15 protein-coding genes are annotated in these 17,984 nt (G+C 73.2%); 6 read left to right on the top strand and 9 right to left on the bottom strand.

The genetic code is table 11. The annotated features are described in order from the left end of the window. Positions 1-42: 42 nt before the first annotated feature. From MHO01S_RS06525 to MHO01S_RS06515, 3 genes are read right to left on the bottom strand one after another with little or no spacing between them, the layout of a single operon-like run. Positions 43-1,365: an MFS transporter gene (locus MHO01S_RS06525; protein ID WP_174524665.1), complete on the bottom strand. Its 1,323-nt coding sequence runs from the start codon at positions 1,363-1,365 to the stop codon at positions 43-45. Positions 1,366-1,376: 11 nt separating this feature from the next. Beyond that, positions 1,377-1,823, bottom strand: coding sequence for a MarR family winged helix-turn-helix transcriptional regulator (locus MHO01S_RS06520; protein ID WP_174524662.1), 447 nt, complete (start codon positions 1,821-1,823; stop codon positions 1,377-1,379). Between the two features lie 30 nt (positions 1,824-1,853). After that, a complete protein-coding gene (locus MHO01S_RS06515) occupies positions 1,854-3,473 on the bottom strand; it encodes a DHA2 family efflux MFS transporter permease subunit (protein ID WP_060958971.1) in 1,620 nt (539 codons plus the stop codon). A gap of 53 nt (positions 3,474-3,526) precedes the next feature. Here MHO01S_RS06515 and MHO01S_RS06510 point away from each other — a divergent pair, with 53 nt between their 5' ends. Genes MHO01S_RS06510 through MHO01S_RS06495 form a run of 4 tightly spaced genes read left to right on the top strand, consistent with a single transcriptional unit; the run spans position 3,527 to position 7,843 of the window. Beyond that, the gene (locus MHO01S_RS06510; protein WP_061782023.1) at positions 3,527-4,408 is read left to right on the top strand and encodes an alpha/beta hydrolase; all 882 of its coding nucleotides are present in this window, start codon (positions 3,527-3,529) and stop codon (positions 4,406-4,408) included. A 36-nt stretch (positions 4,409-4,444) separates the two neighbouring features. Further along, entirely contained in the window at positions 4,445-5,494 is a 1,050-nt protein-coding gene (gene lplAB, locus MHO01S_RS06505; RefSeq protein WP_060958973.1) for a lipoate-protein ligase LplAB, read from the top strand. Beyond that, a complete protein-coding gene (locus MHO01S_RS06500) occupies positions 5,473-6,366 on the top strand; it encodes a DNA-methyltransferase (protein ID WP_371836319.1) in 894 nt (297 codons plus the stop codon). Before lplAB ends, MHO01S_RS06500 begins: the two co-directional genes overlap by 22 nt. 13 nt (positions 6,367-6,379) lie before the next feature. Next, positions 6,380-7,843 carry a carboxylesterase/lipase family protein gene (locus tag MHO01S_RS06495; protein WP_061782022.1) on the top strand — a complete coding sequence of 488 codons (1,464 nt, stop codon included), beginning with the start codon at positions 6,380-6,382 and terminating at the stop codon, positions 7,841-7,843. On the opposite strand, the gene MHO01S_RS06490 is transcribed toward MHO01S_RS06495, so the two are convergent. Further along, positions 7,816-8,484, bottom strand: a complete 669-nt coding sequence (locus MHO01S_RS06490) for a TetR/AcrR family transcriptional regulator (protein WP_060958975.1) — start codon at positions 8,482-8,484, stop codon at positions 7,816-7,818. The genes MHO01S_RS06495 and MHO01S_RS06490 overlap by 28 nt on opposite strands. 65 nt (positions 8,485-8,549) lie before the next feature. Here MHO01S_RS06490 and MHO01S_RS06485 point away from each other — a divergent pair, with 65 nt between their 5' ends. Beyond that, positions 8,550-10,868: a glycoside hydrolase family 3 C-terminal domain-containing protein gene (locus MHO01S_RS06485; protein ID WP_061782021.1), complete on the top strand. Its 2,319-nt coding sequence runs from the start codon at positions 8,550-8,552 to the stop codon at positions 10,866-10,868. On the opposite strand, the gene MHO01S_RS06480 is transcribed toward MHO01S_RS06485, so the two are convergent. From MHO01S_RS06480 to galT, 4 genes are read right to left on the bottom strand one after another with little or no spacing between them, the layout of a single operon-like run. Beyond that, positions 10,775-11,434 (bottom strand): YdcF family protein, encoded by a 660-nt coding sequence (locus tag MHO01S_RS06480; protein ID WP_061782020.1) that lies wholly within the window; start codon positions 11,432-11,434, stop codon positions 10,775-10,777. The genes MHO01S_RS06485 and MHO01S_RS06480 overlap by 94 nt on opposite strands. 29 nt (positions 11,435-11,463) lie before the next feature. Continuing rightward, the gene (locus MHO01S_RS06475) at positions 11,464-12,315 is read right to left on the bottom strand and encodes an alpha/beta fold hydrolase (protein WP_060959076.1); all 852 of its coding nucleotides are present in this window, start codon (positions 12,313-12,315) and stop codon (positions 11,464-11,466) included. Positions 12,316-12,369: 54 nt separating this feature from the next. Next, complete coding sequence (gene galK / locus MHO01S_RS06470; protein WP_061782019.1) at positions 12,370-13,566, bottom strand: galactokinase; 1,197 nt, start codon at positions 13,564-13,566, stop codon at positions 12,370-12,372. Beyond that, positions 13,563-14,738, bottom strand: coding sequence for a galactose-1-phosphate uridylyltransferase (gene galT, locus MHO01S_RS06465; RefSeq protein ID WP_061782018.1), 1,176 nt, complete (start codon positions 14,736-14,738; stop codon positions 13,563-13,565). Before galT ends, galK begins: the two co-directional genes overlap by 4 nt. Positions 14,739-14,793: 55 nt before the next feature. On the opposite strand from galT, the gene MHO01S_RS06460 reads away from it, so the two are divergent. Continuing rightward, a complete protein-coding gene (locus MHO01S_RS06460; protein ID WP_061782028.1) occupies positions 14,794-15,813 on the top strand; it encodes a LacI family DNA-binding transcriptional regulator in 1,020 nt (339 codons plus the stop codon). A gap of 22 nt (positions 15,814-15,835) precedes the next feature. On the opposite strand, the gene MHO01S_RS06455 is transcribed toward MHO01S_RS06460, so the two are convergent. Then, complete coding sequence (locus MHO01S_RS06455) at positions 15,836-17,980, bottom strand: alpha-galactosidase (protein WP_255266071.1); 2,145 nt, start codon at positions 17,978-17,980, stop codon at positions 15,836-15,838. Between the last annotated feature and the right edge of the window lie 4 nt (positions 17,981-17,984).

The raw sequence follows: 17,984 nt of genomic DNA, 5'->3' as shown, positions 1-17,984 counted from the left end.
CGACATCGATGCCGGACCCCGTGGGCTCGCGGCATCCGCCGCTTACCGCCGCGTCGGGTCGGGCAGCGAGATCGGCGTCGTCCCGGCGACCTCGTCGCTGAACTCCTCGGGCGCCACGACGGTCAGCGGTCGCGTCTCGTCGAGGGAGAGGGCGAAACGGCGCGACTCGTGGCGGTGCAGCCGGCCCGACCACAGGAGCCAGCCGAACCCGATCGCGAAGGCGACCAGCGCCGCCGCGGCGCCGAGGAGGATGGCGGCGCGGGCGCCGTACTCCGCGGCGACCCAGCCGACGATCGGGGCCCCGATGGGCGTCCCGCCCATGAGGATCGCCATGTAGAGCGCCAGCACGCGGCCGCGCAGGGCCGGATCGGTCGTCGTCTGGACGTAGCCGTTGGCGGTGGTGAGCGTCGTGACGACGGCGAACCCGGTGAACATCAGCGTGAGGGCGTACAGCCAGTAGTCGGGCATGAACGCCGACACGGTGCCCGCGACCGCGAACATCCCCGTGCCGACGATCACGAGGCGCATGCGCGCGCGATCGCGGCGCGCGGCCAGCAGGGCCCCCGCGAGCGAGCCGATGGCGAGGATCGAGCTGAGCAGGCCGTAGCCGTCGGCGTCACGACCGAACTCGAGCGCCATCGTCGAGGCGAAGATCGGGAAGTTCATGCCGAAGGCGCCGAGCAGGAACACCATGATGAACGTGACGACCAGGTCGGGGCGCCCGCCCACGTAGCGGAACCCGTCGGCCAGGCGCGACGCCCCGGGCGCCGTGATCCGCGGCACCAGCTCCTCGGAGCGGATGAGGCGCAGGGCCACGATCATCGCGAGGAAGGTGACGGCGTTCACGAGGAACACCCAGCCGGTGCCGACCGCGACGATCACGATGCCGGCGACGGCCGGCCCGATCATGCGGGCGCCGTTGAAGGATGCCGCATTCAGCGCGACCGCGTTCGAGGCGTTCTCGCGGTCGACCAGATCGGAGACGAACGCCTGCCGCGCCGGGTTGTCGAACGCGGCGACCAGTCCGAGCGCGAAGGCGAACACGTACATGAGCGGGAGCGTCATGACGCCGCTGAGGATCAGGATGCCGATGGTCGCGCCCAGCACCAGGAGCGATCCCTGCGTCACCATCAGCAGGCGGCGCCGCTCGAAGCGGTCCGCGACCCAGCCGGTGATGCTCACGAGCAGCAGCGGCGGGGCGAACTGCAACGCCATCGTGACGCCCATGGCGCCCGCGTCGTTGTGCGTCAGCTGGGTGAGAACGACCCAGCTGAGCGCCGTGGCCTGCATCCATGCGCCGATGTTGGAGACGAGGGCGCCGATGAACCAGACGCGGTAGTTGAAGACGGAGAAGGAGCGGAACATCGCGGAGGAGCTCATCGCGCGGCCACCTCGCGCATCAGCTCGGCCGCGGCGCTCAGGAGGTCGCGCTGCTCGTCGGTGAGCTCGGACAGGGCCTGCTCGAGCCACGAGTCGCGGCGGCGCACCGTCTCGTCCACGACCGCGCGGCCGGCGTCGGTGAGCGCGATGTTCACCTTGCGGCGATCGTCCGCGTCGGCGGTGCGGGTGAGGTAGCCCGACTCCTCCAGCCCGTTCACGGTGCGGTTCATCGACGGCGCCGAGACCCGTTCACGGTCGGCGAGCTCGCCGAGGGTGTGCTGGCCGTGCACCGACAGGGCCGCGAGCACGGCGAACTGGCCGTCGCTCATCGTGTCGACCGCGCGCTGCGAGCGCAGACGTCGCGCGAGGCGGAAGGTCGCCATCCGCAGATCGGAGGCGGCGGTGGACAGTTCGGGTGCGGCGGGGGTGGTGTCGGTGCTCATTCCGATATTTAGCATAGCTCATTAGTCATGCTAAATATCCGCATCCTCCATCTCCTCCATCTCCTCGTCCCGCCGCCCCTCGCGTCCGAGGGGGATCGTCGCGAGCAGCCCGATCACGAGGAAGCCGGCGGCGGTGAAGGCCGACAAGCGCGTGGCATCGGAGAACGCCGCCTTCGCGTCCTGCGCGATCGGAGCCGTCTCGGGGTTCGCGGCGAGGCCCGCGATCGCCCCGCCGGAGCTGTCGACGACGGCCGACACGATCTGATCCCGCTCCTGCGCGGGCAGCCCGCGCGCGTCGAGCGCGGAGGAGAGGATGCCGGCGGTGCCGGAGAACAGCACGGTGCCCAGGATCGCGATACCGAGCGCCGACCCGACCTGCCGGGCCGTGGACTGCGTGCCCGATCCCTGGCCCGACAGCTCCACGGGCACGTCCTGGAGGATGACGCCCGTGAGCTGCGCGGTCGCCAGGCCGACGCCGAAGCCGTAGACGAACAGGGCCGGCAGCAGCCAGAGCCACGCCGCCTGCGTCCCGGCATCCCAGCCCACGACGAGCCCGGCCGCGGCGACGCCCACGATCTCGGCGACGAGGCCCGCACGCACGATCAGCACCGGGCTGATGCGGCCGCTGGACGCCCCGGCGAACCCGCTCGCGACGAACGAGCCGGCCGCCAGGGCGATGAGGATCAGTCCGGTCTGGAGGGCGTCGAAGCCCAGGACGAACTGCAGCCAGAGCGGCAGCGACAGGATGATGCCGAACTCGCCGAGGGCGACGACCAGCGCCGCGATGTTGCCGCTGCGGAACGTCGCGATCGAGAACAGGCGCGGATCGAGCAGCGTCGGCCGGCCGCGTCGCGCCTGACGTCGCGACCACGTCACGAACGCGACGGCGGCGAGCGCGGCCAGGAGGAAGGCGAGGGGCACGGGGGACAGGGGGAGGGGCCAGCTCCAGCCGCCGACCGTGAAGGCGTCGTTCACCTCCCACCAGCCGAGGGTGCGCCCCTCGATGAGCCCGAAGACCAGGGCGCCGAACAGGACGACGGACAGCACGGCGCCGACGGCGTCGAGGGACGGCGCGTTCGCGGCGCGCGACTCCGCGACCGCCCACAGGACGCCGATCGCGATGACGATCCCGAGCGGGATGTTGATGCCGAAGGCCCATCGCCACGAGAACGAGGTGGTGAGCCAGCCGCCGAGCAGCGGGCCCACCGCCGCCATCCCGCCGATCGTCGACCCCCACACCGCGAACGCGATGCCGCGCTCGCGGCCGTGGAAGGTCGCGTTCAGCAGCGACAGGGTGCTCGGCAGCATCATCGCCCCGCCCACGCCCTGCACGAGCCGGGAGAGGATGAGCAGGTCGCCCGTCGGGGCGAGCGCCGCCGCGACCGACGAGCCCGCGAACAGCACGACGCCGATCAGCAGCAGCCGGCGCCGGCCGATGCGGTCGGCCAGCGACCCGAACAGCAGCAGCAGTGAGGCGAAGACGAGGGTGTAGGCCTCCTGCACCCACTGCACCTGTGTCGACGAGATGTCCAGATCGGTGACGATGGCGGGGATCGCGACGTTGACGATCGTCGAATCCACGATGATGAGCGCGACGGCGAGGCTGATGAAGACCAGACCGAACCACCGACGAGACGTGACGTCCTTCATGAATGGCTAGCTTATCTAGCTATCTGGCGAATCCCAACCCCTAGACTCGCACCATGGCAGCGGCGCGGCGCGAAGAACGCTCGTTCACCGATTCCCACGGCATCCGCATCGTCTTCGATGTCTACGTGCCGGGGCCCGACGATCCTGTCGCCCGCGGCGTGGTGCAACTGCTGCACGGCGTCGGGGAGCACGCCGGACGCTACGCGCACGTCGCGGCGGCCCTGACCGCGGCGGGCTACATCGTCTACGCCGACGACCACCGCGGACACGGCCGCACCGGCATGGCGCAGCACGACGGCGACGCCCGCCGGCTCGGCCGGCTCGGACCCGGCGGCCTGCGCGCCGCGGAGGCCGCGTGCGCTCAGCTCACCGGCATCATCCGCGACGAGAACCCCGACCTGCCGCTCATCCTGATCGGCCATTCCTGGGGCTCCTTCCTCGCCCAGATGCTGCTGAACCACCACCCCGAGGCCTACGACGCCGTCGTGCTCACCGGTTCGGCGCTGCGCTGGCCGGGATCGCTCAACTCGGGTGACCTCAACGCGCCGTGGAAGGCTCCGGATGCCCTGGGCTCCGAGTGGCTGTCCTCCGACCTGGCCGTCGGCCGTGCCTTCCTGGACGACCCGCTGACCACGTCGGAGCCGCTGGCCAGGCTCTTCGGCCCGATCGACACCCTGCGGCTCATCGGCAAGCCGGCGAAGAACCTCCCGCGCGACGTCCCCGTGCTGCTCATGGTCGGCCGCGACGACACCGTCGGCGGACCCCGCAGCATCCACCGCCTCGCCGACGCCTACCGCACCCGCTCGGGGCTCACCGACGTCACGACGTTGATCTACCCCGATGTGCGGCACGAGATCTTCAACGACGTCACCCGTGAGGACGTCATCGCCGATCTGCGGGCCTGGCTCGACCGGCGCTTCCCCGCGCGCGGCTGAGGACACCGTCGACCGCGGACCTCGTACGCTGGAGACATGCACGGGGAATACAAGGTTCCGGGCGGCAAGCTCGTCGTCGTCGATCTCGAGGTCGACAACGGGCGCATCGCCGACTTCCATCTCGCCGGAGACTTCTTCCTCGAGCCCGACGACGCCCTCGCCGACATCGATGCGGCCGTCACGGGTCTTCCCGTCGAGACGGATGCCGCGGGCATCGCCGCCGCCGTCCGCGGGGCCCTGCCCGAGGGGGCGCAGCTGCTGGGGTTCACCCCGGAGGCGGTCGGCACCGCCGTGCGGCGCGCGCTCGTGACGGCGCCCGGCTGGCGCGACTTCCGGTGGGAGGTCGTGCACGAGAAGGCCGTCTCGCCGGCGATGAACCTCGCCCTCGACGAGGTGCTCACCACCCGGGTCGGCGACGGCCGCCGCACCCCGACGCTGCGCATCTGGGAGTGGGACCAGTCCGCGGTCGTCATCGGGTCGTTCCAGTCGTACCGCAACGAGGTCGACCCGGAGGGCGCCGCCCGCCACGGCTTCGACGTCGTCCGGCGCATCTCGGGCGGCGGCGCGATGCTCATGGCGGCGGGCTCGATCGTGACCTACTCGCTCTACGTCCCGGCATCCCTGGTCGCGGGTCTGACTTTCGCCGACTCGTACGCCTTCCTCGACGACTGGGTGCTGCAGGCGCTGCGCTCGCTCGGCATCGACGCGACCTACCAGCCGCTCAACGACATCGCCTCGCCCTCGGGCAAGATCGGCGGCGCCGCGCAGAAGCGGCTCGCCAACGGCGGCGTGCTGCACCATGCGACGCTGTCGTACGACATGGACGGTCAGGTCATGACCGACGTGCTGCGCATCGGCCGCGAGAAGCTGAGCGACAAGGGCACGGTGTCGGCGGCGAAGCGCGTCGATCCGCTCCGCAGCCAGACCGGGCTTCCGCGTGAGGCGATCATCGAACGGTTCGTGCAGACCTTCTCCACGCTCTACGGAGCCGAGCCCGGACGTATCACCGAAGAGGAATACGCCGAGGCGGAGGCGCTGGTCGCCGAGAAGTTCTCGACCGACGCGTGGCTGCAGCGGGTGCCGTGACGGCCGCCGAGCCGGGCACGGTCGAGATCCAGCCGGGCACGGTCGAGATCCATCAGGGCGACAACCTGGCGCTCGCGCGGGCGCTGCCGGATGCCGCCTTCACCCTGATCTACCTCGATCCGCCGTTCAACACCGGGCGGCGCCAGGGCAAGGCCATCGAGTCCGCCGACCGCGACGGCGTGCGCGGGGAGGTCAAGGCGGGCTTCCGGGGCACCAGCTACGCGCGCCTGCGCGGCGACCTGCGCCGCTACGACGACCGCTTCGACGACTACTGGGACTTCCTCGAGCCGCGCCTGCGGGAAGCCTGGCGGCTGCTGGCCGACGACGGCACCCTGTACCTGCACCTCGACTACCGCGAGGCCCACTACGCGAAGGTGCTGCTGGACGCCCTCTTCGGGCGGGAGTGCTTCCTCAACGAGCTGATCTGGGCGTACGACTACGGGGCCAAGAGCCGGCGGCGCTGGCCGACGAAGCACGATACGATCCTCGTCTACGTCAAGGACCCGAAGTCCTACGTCTTCGACGCGGAGGCGGTCGACCGCGAGCCCTACATGGCCCCCGGACTGGTCACCCCCGAGAAGGCCGCGCGCGGCAAGCTGCCGACCGACGTCTGGTGGCACACGATCGTCCCGACGAGCGGGCGCGAGAAGACCGGCTACCCGACGCAGAAGCCGGAGGGCATCCTGCGGCGCATCGTGCAGGCGTCCAGCCGTCCCGGCGACCGCGTCCTCGACCTGTTCGCCGGCAGCGGCACGACCGGCGCGGTGTGCGCCGCGCTCGGACGCCACGCCGTGCTCGTCGACGACAATCCGGAGGCGATCGCCGTCATGCGCCGCCGCATCCCCGGGGCGTCCGTGATCGGCGACGACTGAGGGCGGGCGTGCCATGATCGGTGGCGTGCACGACGATCCCGAGACCACCCTGTCCGCCGGACGCGTTCGCGGACGCTGGCGGGTCGACGCCGACGGGACGCGCTCGGCCGCCTTCCTCGGCATCCCCTTCGCCGAGCCGCCCGTCGGCGACCTGCGCTTCGCGGCGCCGGTGCGCGCCACGGCGTGGGACGGGGTGCGCGACGCGGGCGTCTTCGGCGCGACCGCGCAGCGCGGCGACCCGGGCATCACGCTGATCCCCGAGCCGAGCATCCCCGGATCGTCGACGCTGAACGTCAACGTCTTCACCCCCGATCCCGGCGCGGCCGGGCTCCCCGTGCTGGTGTGGATCCACGGCGGCGGGTTCTTCTCCGGATCGCCGGCCAGCCCCTGGTACGACGGACGCCGCTTCACGCGCGACGGCGTCGTCACGGTCACGATCTCGTACCGCCTCGGGGTCGACGGCTTCGGTGCGATCGCGGGTGCCCCCTCCAACCGCGGCGTGCGCGACTGGCTGGCCGCTCTGGAGTGGGTCCAGGAGAACGTCGCCGCGTTCGGGGGAGATCCCGCGCGGGTCACGATCGCGGGGCAGTCGGCCGGCGGCGGTGCGGTGCTGACCCTTCTCGGGATGCCGGCGGCGCAGCACCTGTTCCATCGGGCGTGGTCGATGTCGGCGGCGCTCGGCGACGTCGCCCCGGAGCGTGCGCGGGCGTTGACCGCCGGGATCGCGCGCGCGGCGGGCGTGACGGCCGATCGCGACGGTCTCGCGTCGATCGACGAGGAGCGCCTCCTGGCCCTGCAGAAGCAGGCGACGGCGATCGATCCCCGGGCCGTCGGTGCGCTGCTGAGCGAGGGGCTCTCGCTCGGTCCCGAGATCGACGGCGACCTGCTGGCCCGGCCCACCGGCGAGGCGCTGGCCGCGGGGGTCGGCGCCGACAAGCCGCTCGTGCTCGGCACGACCGACGACGAGTTCACGATGGCGCTGGCGGGTGCCGCGCGCACGCTCCGCTGGGTGCCGCGGGCCATCGTGCTCGGCCGGCTGGGCCTCGGTCGTGAGCGGCGGCGCGCGTACCTGGCGGCCAACGCCGACGTGGCCGCCCGCGGCACTGCGCGGATCGCGGGCCGCTACGTGACCGACCGGATGTTCCGGCTGCGCAACGTCGAGCTCGCCGACCGGCGGGGCGCGGCGCCGACGTGGATGTACCGGTTCTCGTGGCCCTCGGGCGCCTTCGGCTTCGCCGAGCACTGCCTCGACGTGCCGTTCTTCTTCGACTGCCTCGACGCCGAGCAGGTCGAGCCCCTGGCCGGCCCCCACCCGCCGCAGGGGCTCGCGGATGCCGTGCACGCCGATGCCGTGGGGTTCGTGGCGGGCGGCGAGCCGGCGTGGGCGCGCTGGGGGAGCGACGGCACCGCCCGCGTGTACGACGTGCCGGTCGCCGACCGCGCCGGCGCCTACGCGTCGCTCGCGCCGCTGCGCTGACCGCGCCCGCCGTCGTCGATGTCGCCGTCGATGCCGTCCGGCGGTGACAGCAGCGTGAACAGGGCCTCGATGGGAACGCTCATGTCGACGTCCCGATCGACGAGCCACTGCAGCTGCATGCCGTCGGCCAGCGCCTGCACCATGCGGGCCAGCGTCTCGGCGTCGACGCGGTCGCTGACGCGGCCGTCGGCCTGACCGGCCCGCACGGCGTCGCCGAGGACCTCGCGCAGCGCGGCGCTGCGCTGGAGGAAGAACCCGTGGGCGGGATGCCCGGCGTCGGTGGCGTCGACGGCGAGGCGCGAGAACAGCTGCACGAGACCCGGCACGTCCCTGTTGTGGCGCACGAGCGCGAGGAACTCGTCGCGCATCTCGTCCAGCGGGGCGGGACCGGACGCGGGGCGCCAGGAGAGGGCGTCGGCCTCGTCGCGCTTGCGGAGGATCTCGGTGAAGAGCTCCTCCTTCGAGTCGAAGTAGTGCAGCAGCCCCGCCTGGCTCAGTCCCACGGCGTCGGCGATCGCCTTCACCGACGCGCCACCGTAGCCCTCCCGCGCGATGACCTCCAGGGCACTGCTGAGGATCTCCTCGCGCTTGGCGAGGCCCTTGGCGTAGGAGCCCCGTCGTTCGGGGCGCTGCGGCGACATGGCGTCCAGTAAACACCACCTTGACCGCCAAAACCGAGTGACATATGGTTTTCGTGGAGGCCCCCATGACCGACATCACCGCATCCGACCTCACGCTCGAGGAGAAGGCGTCGCTGACCAGCGGAGCCGACTTCTGGACCACGAGAGCGATCGACCGCGTCGGACTGCCGTCGGTCATGATGACCGACGGGCCGCACGGACTGCGCAAGCAGCAGGGGGCGACCGACCACCTGGGTCTGGCGCAGAGCGTGCCGGCGACGTGCTTCCCGCCGGCCGTGGGCCTCGGGTCGTCGTGGGATGCCGCGCTCGCCGAGCGCATCGGCGTCGCCCTCGGCGTGGAGTCCGCGATCGAGGACGTCGCGGTCATCCTCGGACCGGGAGTCAACATCAAGCGCTCGCCGCTGTGCGGGCGCAACTTCGAGTACGTCTCGGAAGACCCGCTGGTGTCCGGTGTGATCGGTGCGGCGCTGGTGCGCGGCATCCAGTCGCAGGGCGTCGGCTCGTCGCTCAAGCACTTCGCCGCCAACAACCAGGAGTTCGACCGCATGCGCGCGAGCTCCGACATCGACCCGCGGCCGCTGCGCGAGATCTACCTGCGCGCGTTCCAGCGGATCGTCACCGACGAGCAGCCGTGGACCGTGATGTGCTCCTACAACCGCATCAACGGCGTGTACGCCTCGGAGGACCCGTGGCTGCTCACGCAGGTGCTCCGCGACGAGTGGGGCTTCGCGGGCCTGGTCGTCAGCGACTGGGGCGCCGTGAACGACCGCGTCGTCGGCCTTCCCGCGGGCCTCGACCTGGAGATGCCCTCCAGCGGCGGCCGCACCGACGCCCAGCTCGTCGCGGCGGTGCGCGGTGGCACGCTCCCCGAGGAGAAGCTCGACCTCGCCGCCGATCGCGTGCTCGAGCTCGTCCGGCGGGCCCGGCGGCGTCCGGCCGCGGCGGGACCGCTCGACGTCGACGCGCACCACGCGCTGGCCCGCGAGGCCGCCGCCCGCTCCATCGTGCTGCTGCGCAACGACGATCGCGGCGGGGCGGGCGCGCTCCTGCCCCTCGACCGCGGCGCCGCGATCGCGGTCATCGGCGAGTTCGCGCGCACGCCGCGCTATCAGGGCGCCGGGTCGTCGCTGATCAACCCCACCCGCCTGGACACGGCGCTCGAGGAGATGCGGCTGCTCGCCGACGGCGACGTCGCCTTCGCCCCCGGCTTCACCCTGGACGGCACGGGGGACGGCGAGGCGCTGCGCGCCGAGGCCGTGGCCGCCGCCGCGGCGGCCGAGGTCGCCGTGGTGTTCCTGGGGCTTCCGGCGGCCCAGGAGTCGGAGGGCTTCGACCGCGAGAGCCTCGACCTGCCGGAGGCGCAGCTCGCGCTGCTGGCCGCCGTGCGGGAGGCGAACCCGAACGTGGTCGTCGTCCTCTCCAACGGCGGCGTGGTCGCGCTCCCCTTCCGCGACGAGGTGCCCGCGATCGTCGAGGCCTGGCTGCTCGGCCAGGCGGGCGGCGGCGGCACCGCCGACGTCCTGTTCGGCGTCGTGAACCCGTCGGCCAAGCTCACCGAGACCATCCCGCTGCGCATCGAGGACACCCCCGCCTTCGGCAACTTCCCCGGCGAGTTCGGCCACGTCCGCTACGGCGAGGGGATCCTCGTCGGCTACCGCTGGTACGACGCGCGGGCGCTCGAGGTCGCCTATCCGTTCGGGCACGGCCTGTCCTACACGACCTTCGCCTACGGCGACGCAGTGGCCGCCGTCACGGACGCGGGCGACGTCGAGGTGAGGGTGCCCGTCACCAACACCGGAACGGTCGCCGGCCGCGAGGTCGTGCAGGTGTACGCCGGTCCGCTCCGGTCCGTCGTGCAGCGCGCGCCGCGCGAGCTGCGCGGCTTCGCGGCCGTCGAGGTCGCCCCCGGGCAGACGCGGGATGCCGTGGTCACGGTGCGCCGCGACGACCTGGCCTACTGGGACGTGCGCGTCGACCGCTTCGTCGTCGAGGGCGGCGCCTACCGCGTCGAGGTCGCCGCGTCGAGCCGCGACGTGCGCGCCGAGACCGTCGTGGAGATCGCCGGCGACGAGCTCGTGCTCCCGCTCACGATGAACTCGTCGGTCGCCGACGTGTTCGCCCATCCCGTCACGGGGCCGGTCGTGCAGCAGCTCATGGCCGGCGCGCTCGCCGGGCTGGGCGGTGCCGACAGCTCGGCGGCGTCGATGCTGCCCGACGACGACGCGCTGCAGAAGATGATGGCGTCGTTCCCGATCGGGCGCCTCGCGGGGTTCCCGGGGATGCCGCTCGGCTACGACCAGATCGAGGAGCTCATCCGGACGGCCAACGCCGGCGGCGCGCCCGATCCGGAGCTGTTCGCCGCGCGTCCCGCGACGGCGTCGTAGAACGTGAGGGCGAGCCGGAGCACCCCGAGCTCGAGGACGCGGAAGTCGCGCGTCGGACGGAGCCGCTCCCACAGTCCGGGATCGAGCTCGCGCAGGTAGCCGCGGGCACGGCGGGCGTGCGCCGTGTTCGACGCGATGCGGATGCTGCGCGCGTCCCGCAGCCACGGCAGGCTCCGCGAGAGGTTCTCGCGCGTGCTCTCGGCCGCCGGCTCGATGGCCACGGCATCCGGGTCGACGCCGAGGCGCGCGGTCGCGTAGCGCGCCATCATGACCGCCTCGGGCTCGACCCCGCGCACCGCGCCTCCGGAGAACACGAAGAGGGCGCCGGGCGGGGCCGACCGCACCGCGATGCGGGTGCGCCACGCCTGGAGCGCGTTGAGCGCGCCGTCCGCGCGGGAGCGGAACCCGAGCACGAGCACGACGTCGCGCCCGCCCGCGGGGCCCGTCGCCGGGCGGGCGGGATAGTCGGCCCGCGACGTGCGCCACGCCTGGACCTCCCCGAACGCGAGCAGGCCGGCGCCCGCGGCGGCGACGGCGGATGCCGCGACCAGCGCGCGTCGCGGCATCCGCCCGATCCGTCTCACCGTGGTCGGTCTCACTCCGCCAGGAAGTCGAGCAGCGCCGCGTTCACCTCGGCGCCGTGCGTGCGCAGCAGGCCGTGCGGGGCGCCCTCGATCTCGACGTAGGTGAGGGGCGTGCCCTCCGGGACGAGGTCCCGGAACCGGCGGGCCGTCTTGTCGATCGGGAGGATGTTGTCGGCCGTGCCGTGGAGGATCAGGGTCGGCACCGTGAGGGCGGGCAGGTCGCCGCGGAAGTCCGTGGGCCAGGTCAGCGGCGCGGCGGCGAGGGCCGCGTTGCCGGCCTGGGTGGCGACCTGCACCGAGGCGGCGACGGCCTCCGGCGAGATGCGCGTGCCCAGGAGGTCGTCGAGGTTGTAGAAGTCGCGGAAGAACCCCGTCAGGAACGCGTGCCGGTCCTCGGCGACGGCGGCAGCGGTGCCGTCGAAGAACGCCTGGTCGCCCGCGCCGTCGGGGTTGTCGTCGGTGATGAGCAGGAACGGCTCGAGGGAGCCGAGGAAGGCGGCCTTCGCGATGCGCCCCGCGCCGTAGCGGGAGAGGTAGCGGGCGATCTCGCCGGTGCCCATCGAGAAGCCCACCAGGATCGCGTCGTCGAGCTCGAGGTCTTCGATGAGGGCGTGCAGGTCGGCGGCGAACGTGTCGTAGTCGGAGCCCGACGCGGTCTTGGTCGAGGCCCCGAAGCCGCGGCGGTCGTAGGCGACCACGCGGTAGCCGGCCCCGAGGAGCGCCCGCTGCTGCAGGTCCCACGACTCGCCGTTCAGCGGGAAGCCGTGGATCAGCACGACCGGCTGGGCGTCGGAGGGTCCCTGGTCGGTGTAGAAGATCTCGATGTCGGCCGAGTTCTCGGTCCCGACGGTGATGTAGGCCACGGTCGCTCCTTCCGGGACGCCGCCGGTCGGCACCCCGCTCACGACGCTAGCCGTTCACCGGTCGCGGTGGGCGCCGTCCGACGGGTGCACGGTGAACACGTGCGGTGCGCCGAAGCCGGCCGCGGCGAAGGCCGCCTCGACCGCGGCGGCGACCTCCGCCACGCGGGCGTGGTCGACGAGCGCGATCGCCGAGCCGCCGAAGCCGCCGCCGGTCATGCGGGCGCCGACGGCGCCGGCCGCGCGCGCCGTGTCGACGGCCAGGTCGAGCTCGGGGGTGGAGATCTCGAAGTCGTCGCGCATCGAGGCGTGCGACGCGTCGAGCAGGCCGCCGATCGAGCGCGGGCCCTCGGCGCGCAGCAGTCGGACGGCGTCGAGCACGCGCTGGTCCTCCGTGACCACGTGGCGCACGCGGCGGAACGTGACGTCGTCCATCAGCTCCCGGGCGCGGTCGAGGTCGGCGGGGGTGAGATCGCGAAGGGCCGGGACGCCCATGATCCGCGCGCCCCGCTCGCACGCCGCGCGGCGCTCGCCGTAGCCGCCCGTCGAGTGGGCGTGGCTCACGCGGGTGTCGACGACGAGAACCTCGAGGCCCGCGTCGGCGAAGCCGAGAGCGACGACCGCGGCATCCAGCGACCGGCAGTCGAGGAAGATGCCGGCGTCGGCGCGCCCGAGCATCGAGGCCATCTGGTCCATGATCCCCGTCGGTGCGCCGACGGCGTCGTTCTCGGCGCGCCGGCCGGCCTGCGCGAGCGCGACGGGCGACAGCCCCAGGCCCCAGATCTCGTTCAGCGCAGTCGCCGTCGCCCCCTCGATCGCGGCGGACGACGACAGGCCGGCGCCGACGGGCACGTCCGAGGCGAGCGCGATGTCCACGCCCGGCAGCGCGTCGGCGCGGCCCGCAGCGCGCGCGGCATCCTGCAGCGCCCAGGCGACGCCGAGTGGGTAGCGCGCCCATTCCACGATCTCGTCGCGGCGGTCGGGGAAGAGCGCGTCGAGGTCGGCGACGGGGACCTCGACGGGCACGGGGTCGAAGGTCGACACGACGCGGATGCGGGCGTCGTCGCGGACGCCGACCGCGGCGACGGTGCGTCCGTCGATGGCGAACGGGAAGACGAAGCCGTCGTTGTAGTCGGTGTGCTCGCCGATGAGGTTCACCCGCCCCGGTGCCGACCAGAAGCCCGCGGGCGCCGACCCGGTCAGCTCGGTGAACAGATCGCGCGCGTCGGTCTGGGGGGATGCCGTGGCGGTCACAGCTGGACTCCTTCGATGGCGGAGCGCAGCCGGTCGGCTGCGGTCTCGGGCGGGACGTCGCCGATCCAGGCGCCCATGGCGGCCTCCGATCCGGCGAGGAACTTGAGCTTGTCGGCGGCACGGCGCGGGCTGGTGATCTGCAGGTTCAGACGCACGGTGTCGCGACCGACGTGCACCGGCGCCTGGTGCCAGGCGGCGATGTAGGGCGTCGGGTCGCCGTAGAGGGCGTCGACGCCGCGCAGCAGCCGCAGATAGACGGGCGCGAGCTCATCGCGCTCGTCGTCGCTGAGCGCCGCGAAGTCGGGGACGTGACGGTGCGGCAGCAGGTGGATCTCGAGCGGCCAGCGTGCGGCGAAGGGCACGAACGCCGTCCAGTGCTCGCCGCGCAGCAGGACGCGCGGACCCGCCTGCTCGAAGGCGAGGATGCGCGCGAACAGGTCGGGTGCCGTGCGGTCGATCGCGTCGAGCAGCCGGCTGGTGCGCGGTGTGATGTACGGGTACGAGTAGATCTGTCCGTGCGGGTGCTGCAGCGTGACCCCGATGGCCTCGCCGCGGTTCTCGAACGGGAACACCTGCTGCACTCCGGGCAGCGCCGACAGCGCGGCCGTGCGATCGGCCCACGCCTCGATCACGGTGCGCGCCCGGGTCGGGCTCTGCGTGCCGAACGAGCCGGTGCGCTCGGGGGAGAAGCACACGACCTCGCAGCGGCCGACGCTCGTGCGCGTACGGCCGAGGCCGAGGTGCTCGAGGTCGTCGAGCCCGCGGGGCGGATCGGCGGCGGCGGGCGCGTCGCCGAACGCCTCGGCGAGGGCCGGCCCGAAGGACGGCGAGCGGTTCTCGAAGACCGCGACGTCATAGACGGAGGGGATCTCCGACGGGTTGGTCGCGGTCTGCGGCGCGAGCGGGTCGAGCTCGGCGGGAGGCAGGAAGGCACGGTTCTGTCGGGCGGCGGCGACCGACACCCAGTCCCCGGTCAGCACGTCCTGGCGCATGGTCGCCGTCGCCGGTCGGGGGTCGAGAGCGCGCGTGTCGGCGGCCCGCTCGGGCCCCAGCGTGGTGCCGGGATCGTCGAAGTAGATGAGGTCGCGCCCGTCGGCGAGACGGGTCGGTCGCTTCACGACACCCGCGCCGAGGAGGGTCCCCTCGGGGGTGATGGATGGCAGCTCCGGCATGTTCACGATAACACGATAGGGGTAGGTGCGTGCTATCGTCAACACGGAGGTCGGGATGGCACACAAGCGCGCATCGATGGCGGATGTCGCACGCATCGCAGGGGTGTCCGCGCAGACGGTGTCGCGGGTGGTCAATGCGAGCCCCCGCGTCGATCCGGCCACGCGCGCCCGCGTCGAGGAGGCGATGGCCCGCAGCGGCTACCGCATCCACCGCGCCGCCCGCGCCCTGCGCACCGGCCGCTCCGGCACCATCGGCGTCGTCGTCTCGACGCTCTCCACCGTCGGCAACTCGCTCATGCTCGAAGCCGTCACCGACGCCGCCGCCGCACGCGACCACGACGTCGCCGTCGTGACGCTCGGCGCGGGCGACGCCGCCGAGGCGCTGGAGCGTCTCAACGAGCAGGGCGTCGACGGCGTCGTCGTCATCAACGAGGCGTCCGCGCTCGTGCGGTCCGCCGACCTGCCCACCGCCCTCCGCCTCGTCGTCGTCGACTCCCCGCCCGACGACCGCTTCGCCGGCGTCGAGACCGACCATGCGGGCGGCGCGGCCGCCGCGACCGCGCACCTCCTGGCGCACGGCCACCGCACGGTCGCCCACATCGCCGGCCCCGAGTCGTCGTACGCCGCCGCCGAGCGCGAGCGCGGCTGGCGCGAGACCCTCGAGCGGGCCGGATGCCCCGTCGGCGCCCTCGTGCGGGGGTCGTGGACCTCGGCCTCCGGCTACGACGCGGCCATGACCCTTCTGGATGCCGGGACGCTCGGCACCGCGCTGTTCGTCGCCAACGACCAGATGGCGCTCGGCGCGCTGCGGGCGCTCGCCGAGCACGGTGCGCGTGTGCCCGAGGACGTGAGCGTCGTCGGCTTCGACGACGTCGACGACGCGGCGAACTACCGTCCTCCGCTGACGACCGTGCGCCAGCACTTCGATCGGCTGGGGACGCAGGCCGTCGTCGCCCTGCTCGACGAGGTGGAGGAGGGTCTCGAGGTCGGCACGGACGCACCGACGGTCTCGGAGCGCACCGTCATGCCCGCTTCGCTCATCGTGCGCGGCAGCACGGGGCCCGCCCCGGCCTGACCGGTCGGCGGCGCGCGCCCGGTCAGTCGATCGCGGAGGCGGTGATCAGCGCGGCCGCCTGCGGCAGCAGCACGGGCGGGCGAAGCCCCACGGATGCCGCGGCGCGCCCGCTCAGCACGACCGCCTCCTCCTCCCAGGCCAGAGGCGACTGGCCGAGGTAGCCGGTCGAGCCTTCCGGGACCATGACCGCGATGCGGTAGCGCCGGTCGGGGTCGAGGCCCGGCAGCGTGACGGGGGCGGGCGGGTGCGCGCTGCTCGTGCGCACCTGCGTGTGCACGTAGAGGGCGGCGCCGCCGTCGCGCGCCACGACGCCGCGCAGGTCCAGCGCCGGGTCGGCGAGATCGGCGTGGACCCTCCGCCCCGTGGCGATGAGCGCGCGGTGCTCGCGGTAGAGGGCGACCCAGCCGGCGATCCGCTCCAGCGTCGCGTCGTCCTCCGCCGTCAGATCCCACTCGACGCCGAAGTGGCCGAGGAGAGCGGTGAGCGCGCTGAGGGAGAGGGACACCGTGCGCCCCGTCGAATGCACGATCGGGCTCGTCAGGTGCGCCCCCATGAGCTCGGGCGGGACGACCAGTCCGGTGTAGCGCTGGATGTCGAGCCGTTCGATCGGGTCGAGGCAGTCGCTCGTCCAGATCCGGTGCGTGCGCTGGAGGATGCCGAGGTCGACGCGGGCGCCCCCGGAGGCGCAGGACTCGATCTCCAGGCCGGGATGACGCTCGCGCAGCTCGTCGAGCAGGCGGTAGAGGGCCAGGACGTTCGCCCGCACGCGCGGCCGCCCGTGGGGTCCCGATCCCGGCTCGGCGAGGTCGCGGTTGTGATCCCACTTGAGGTAGGCGATCGGGTACTCGTCGAGCAGCGCGTGCAGGCGCTCGGCGATGTAGGCGTACGCCTCGGGGTGGGCGAGGTCGAGCACCTGCTGCTGCCGTCCCGACGGCGGCAGCTCGTCGCGGGCGCGCAGCAGCCAGTCCGGATGCCGCCGCGCCAGGTCGCTGTCGGGGTTCACCATCTCCGGCTCGACCCAGAGCCCGAACTCCATCCCGCGCTCGCGCACGTGGTCGATCAGCGGCGCGAGGCCGTCGGGCCAGACCTCGGCATCCACCCACCAGTCGCCGAGTCCCGCGGTATCGTCGCGGCGGCCGTGGAACCAGCCGTCGTCGAGCACGAACCGCTCGGCGCCGATCCGCGCGGCCCGGTCGGCGAGAGCGCGGAGGGTGTCCAGGTCGTGACGGAAGTAGACGGCCTCCCAGGTGTTCACGGTCACCGGGCGCGGCCGCGTCGGGTGCATCGGGCGTGCCCGCAGCTCGTCGTGGAAGCGCGCCGCGAAGTCGTCGAGCCCCTCGCCCCACGAGCCGACCGCGTCGGGGGTCTCGTAGCTCTCGCCCGGCGCCAGCAGCACCTCGCCCGGCTCCAGCAGCTCACCGGCGCGCAGGACGGCGTCGCCGGTGGGGGTGCGCTCGGCGAGCAGGCGGTGATCGCCCGACCAGGCCAGGTGTACGCCGTGCACCAGCCCGCGCTCGAATCCGAAGCCCGGCGTCCCGGCGATCACGACCAGCGTGGCGTCGGCGCCGGGGCGCCCCCGCCGGCTCTCGCGGAGGTGGCCGCCGACCGTGAAGGCGTGCCGTTCGGGCGCGCGCTCGCGCAGGTGGTGGCCCGTCGTGGTGAGCAGCTCGGTCGCCGTGGGCGGCAGGGGGAATCCCGCGCTCAGCCCGTCGACGCGGTACGGGGCGTCGCCGTCGTTGATCAGGCGCAGGCGCTGGTGGAGCAGACCGCTGACGCCGAGGGACAGTTCCACCTCGACCCTCAGGCCGGCCGCCGCGTCGCGCAGCACGAACGTCGCCGTCGTCGGGGTGACGTGCGCGGCGGTCGTCACCAGCCGGGTCGAGAAGTCAGTGCCGCAGCGATCGCCCGTGAGCCCCGGGGTGGTCAGCCACCCGCCGGAGGCCTGCGGCAGCACCGTGAGGCGACCGGTGGCGTCCAGCCCGCCCGACACGCGCTGCGGTCGCGCCGCCCGTGCGATGCCCTCGAGCTCGATGTCGGTGAGGGTGCCCAGGTCGCGCCCCCAGTGCACGATGGTCGGCTGGTCGGCGCAGCGCACGTCGACGACGACGCTGGTGCCCCCGGCGCGCAGGTGGACGTGGGCGGGCAGCGCCGCGGGCAGGGAGGTCACGGGG

Source organism: Microbacterium hominis NBRC 15708 (assembly GCF_001592125.1).
GTDB classification, from domain to species: Bacteria; Actinomycetota; Actinomycetes; order Actinomycetales; family Microbacteriaceae; genus Microbacterium; species Microbacterium hominis.
This window is presented reverse-complemented; position numbering and strand designations above follow the sequence as displayed.